At 62.7% G+C, this 217-nt stretch carries 1 protein-coding gene; it reads right to left on the bottom strand.

Annotated features, from left to right (window positions below):
* Window positions 1-217: 3-hydroxyacyl-CoA dehydrogenase NAD-binding domain-containing protein (locus B3605_RS13445; protein WP_296434453.1), on the bottom strand; the 217-nt coding region annotated here is incomplete at both ends.

Raw genomic sequence — 217 nt, 5'->3', positions numbered from 1 at the left:
CGGCGACGGTGACGGTCTTTTCGAGCGAGGCCACGAATTCGCGGGCCTTCTTGAAGGTGGTCTCTTCGGTGGCGATCCCGCGCACGAGTTCGACCAGCTTCATGACCGGCACCGGGTTCATGAAGTGGATGCCCATGAAGCGCTCTGGACGGTCGGTGGCGGAGGCCAGACGGGTGATCGAAAGGGAAGAGGTGTTGGTGGCGATGATCGCTTCCGG

This window comes from Rhizobium sp. UBA1881, from assembly GCF_002338015.1.
Taxonomy (GTDB): Bacteria; Pseudomonadota; Alphaproteobacteria; order Rhizobiales; family Rhizobiaceae; genus Rhizobium.
The sequence above is the reverse complement of the archived record's forward strand: the minus strand, read 5'-3'. Positions and strand labels throughout refer to the sequence as shown.